General features: G+C 71.8%; 3 protein-coding genes. All 3 read right to left on the bottom strand.

Annotated elements, in window-relative coordinates:
- Positions 1–178, bottom strand: a 178-nt coding sequence (locus Q7T09_RS20520) for a galactokinase family protein (protein WP_370689292.1), incomplete at its 3' end; no start/stop codon positions are given.
- Entirely contained in the window at positions 175–2298 is a 2124-nt protein-coding gene (locus Q7T09_RS19400) for an alpha-galactosidase (RefSeq protein WP_304701848.1), read from the bottom strand. The genes Q7T09_RS19400 and Q7T09_RS20520, both read right to left, overlap by 4 nt.
- Entirely contained in the window at positions 2298–3104 is an 807-nt protein-coding gene (locus Q7T09_RS19395; RefSeq protein WP_304701847.1) for a class I SAM-dependent methyltransferase, read from the bottom strand. Before Q7T09_RS19395 ends, Q7T09_RS19400 begins: the two co-directional genes overlap by 1 nt.
- Positions 3105–3211 lie beyond the last annotated feature (107 nt).

Raw genomic sequence — 3211 nt, 5'->3', positions numbered from 1 at the left:
CGCGGTCGTTCGGGGCGGCGGCCGCCGCGCACCAGCGGTCGATGGCGGCGGGCAGGACGAAGCCGCCGGAATAGTCAGTGTGCTCGCCGATGATGTTGATGCGGCCCGGCGCCTGGAACAGGCGGGGCGCGGCGCCGAAGCGGGCGCGGAAGGCGGCGGCGAGGTCGGCCAGGCTCACGGGGCGATCCGCTCCAGGCGGAAGACGGCGATCTCGCCGGCCCGCATCACCGGCAGGGGGACGCCGAGCTGGGCCAGCATCAGGCCGGTGGCGCGCAGGGTGTCGCCCTTCACCAGGGGGATGCGCCGCTTCATCACCGCGAAGGGCCGGGCCGGCGGATTGACCATGGTGATCTCGTAGGTCGCCTCGGGCTCCAGCCCGGCCAGGCGCAGGGGCAGCAGGCCGACGGTCAGGGGCGTCGCCACCTGGGCCGCGGAGACCAGGCCGAGGGTTTCCCCCAGCTGGGCGAAGGCCAGGCAGCCAGGATCGGGATGTTCCAGCCGCAGGGTGCGCCCGGCGTGCAGTTCCGCCCGCAGGGTCTTGTGCACGGCGATGGCGGCGGCCAGCGCGGCGCGCTCCGCCTCGGAGAAGGCCCGCAGATCGGCCTCGATCCCCATATGCCCGGAGAGCGCGGTCATGGCCCGCAGGTCCAGGCTGGCGGTGCGCGCGGTGGTGTGGCTGGCCGCGGCCCCGACGTGGGAGCCCATCACCTCGGGCGGGAAGAAGATGGAGAAGCCCCGCTGGATCGCCTGGCGCTCGATGGGGTCGTTGCAGTCCGAGGTCCAGATGCGGTCGGTGCGCCGCAGGATCTCGTAGTCGGCGCGGCCGCCGCCCGAGGAGCAGCTCTCGATCTCCACCCCCGGATGGGCGGCCCGCAGCCGGTCGATCAGGGCGTAGACGGCGAGCGTCTGGCGATGGACCGCCGCCCGCCCGCCGCTGAGGGCGTGGGTCAGGTCGCGGTTCATGTCCCACTTCAGATAGCCGATGGCGTTCTGACTTAAGAGGGCGTCGAGCTGGCTGTAGAGGTTGTCGCTGACCTCGGGCCGGGTCAGGTCCAGGACGTACTGACCACGCCCCAGGGGCTGGTCGCGGCCGGGATCGCCGAGGATCCAGTCGGGGTGGGCCCGCAGCAGGTCGGAGTCCGCATTGGCCATCTCCGGCTCGACCCAGAGGCCGAACTCCATCCCTAGGCCGCGCGCATGGTCGATCAGCGGCGTCAGGCCTTCCGGGTACTTGGCCGGATCGACGCTCCAGTCGCCGAGGCCCGAGCGGTCGTCCGGCCGGCCCTTGAACCAGCCGTCGTCCAGCACATAGCGCTCGGCGCCGGCCTCGGCCGCGAGGTCAGCCAGGGTCTTCAGGGTGGCCAGGTCATGGTCGAAATAGATGGCCTCCCAGCCGTTGTAGTGCACCGGCCGGGTCTTGCCCCGCAGCCGCCCGCCGAGGATCACGTCGCGCACGAAGGGGTGGAAGCGGTCCGACAGGCCGTTCAGGCCGCACGCCGATCGGGCCAGGTAGAGGGCCGGGGTCTCATAGGTCTCGCCGGGCGCCAGGATCACCTCGCCCGGGTGCAGCAGTTCGCCGGCCTGGACCTGGATGCGGCCGTCCCGCAGCCGCTCGGCGAAGATGCGGTGGTCGCCGCTCCAGGCCAGGTGCAGGCCGACGGCCTCGCCGTGGATCTCGCCGAACCCGGCCTCGCCGATCACCGCGAAGGGCGGGGCGTGGTGGGAGGTGCGGCCCGTGCGGTTCTCCTTGGCGATCAGGCCGGTGGAGAGGGTCTGGCGCACGGGGATGAACTCGCGCGTCCAGCGCCCGTCGAACAGCAGCAGGTCGGCGTGGGGACTATCGAAGGCGCCGGCCGCCAGCCAGTCGAGGGTCAGGGGTTCGTCCCCCAGGTTGCGCAGGGCCGCGCGGCTGGAGAGCACGCCGGTCGCCGCGTCGAGGGCGAGCGTCAAGGTCAGACGCACGCCGCCGGCGGCGTCCTCCAGCACCAGGCTGGCGGCGCCCGACGCCAGCTCCGAGGCGGCCAGGGTCATCTGGGTGACCAGCTCGGCGCCGTCGCGATGGGCCAGCAGGCCGGGATGGCCGGTGAACCCCTGCCCCGCCTCCGGCAGCCAGGTCAGCCGTTCGCCGCCGTCCAGCATGCCGTGGGGAATGGCGCGCAGGGAAAGCCGGGCCAGGGCCGGGACGGGATCGGCGGCGCCCAGGTCGGGGCCCCAATAGACCAGCCGCGGCGCGCCGGCCTCGGTGGTCAGGAAGACGAGGGTCTCGCCGCCGCCGTCCAGCCGGAATCCCTGGGACATCAGGCCTGCGCCTTCGGGGTCATGACCAGCCAGGGGGTGGGTTTGATGCGCCACTCCCAGACCGCCAGCAGGTGGTCGAGATGCCCCAGCCGCGCCAGCCAGTCCGGCAGGGGCGTGGTCTTGGGCCCCTGGTCGAGGCGCTGGATGTCGTGGGTGGCGGAAAACCGCTCCCGCAGGCGCTCCAGCACGCCGGGCTTGTAGACGTCGTGGGTCTCCACGATCAGGCTCATCTGGGCCAAGGCCGGCGAGAGGTCGGGGCGCAGCAGGTCGTCCTCGGCCCCCTCCACGTCCATCATCACCAGGCACTTGCGATCGGCGAAGGCCTCGAAGCCGGTGGGGGTGAAGAGCTCGCCGATGATCAACCGGTCCTCCACCCCGTTCTTGGCCGCCAGCTCGGCGCAGGCGATCCGCGCCTTCTCGACGATGTCGTAGGCGTAGACGGTGACCTGCGGCATCAGGCGGGCCAGGCCCACGGCGTAGTAGCCCTCGGCGCAGCCCACATCGATGACGCAGTCGAACCCCTCGGCGGCGAACCGCGCGATCGTGGGATGCAGCTCGGATTCGTAGGAACCCAGCAGGCGCGGGGCCAGGGCGCCCTCGGTGGCGTCCTTCACATAGTCCATGCCGGCGAAGGGGCCGTTGAGGATCTTTCCGTCGTGCAGCCGCGCCAAGGTGGCGGCGATGGACCGGGAGCGCCAGATGGCCAGCACCCGCAGCATGGTGCTCAGTTCGGATTCCTTGGCGAGGGGCGGATCGCGCGCCACTCGAGCCTTGATCCAGGCGGCCACTTCTTCGGCGTAGGTCATGGCGCGAACATAGGTTGAACCCGATACCCGAGGGAACCGCCCAGACGCTGCAATTGACAGCTTCGGCGCGGGCCGGTCTTGATCGGCCATGTTCCAACCCCAGGCGC

Origin of the sequence: Phenylobacterium sp. (assembly GCF_030645195.1) — a bacterium.
GTDB lineage: Bacteria > Pseudomonadota > Alphaproteobacteria > Caulobacterales > Caulobacteraceae > Phenylobacterium.
The sequence above is the reverse complement of the archived record's forward strand: the minus strand, read 5'-3'. Positions and strand labels throughout refer to the sequence as shown.

Coding starts and splice junctions, on each gene's coding strand:
- Q7T09_RS19400 (WP_304701848.1), bottom strand. CDS start 2,298: ATGTCCCAGGGATTCCGGCTGGACGGCGGCGGCGAGACCCTCGTCTTC.
- Q7T09_RS19395 (WP_304701847.1), bottom strand. CDS start 3,104: ATGACCTACGCCGAAGAAGTGGCCGCCTGGATCAAGGCTCGAGTGGCG.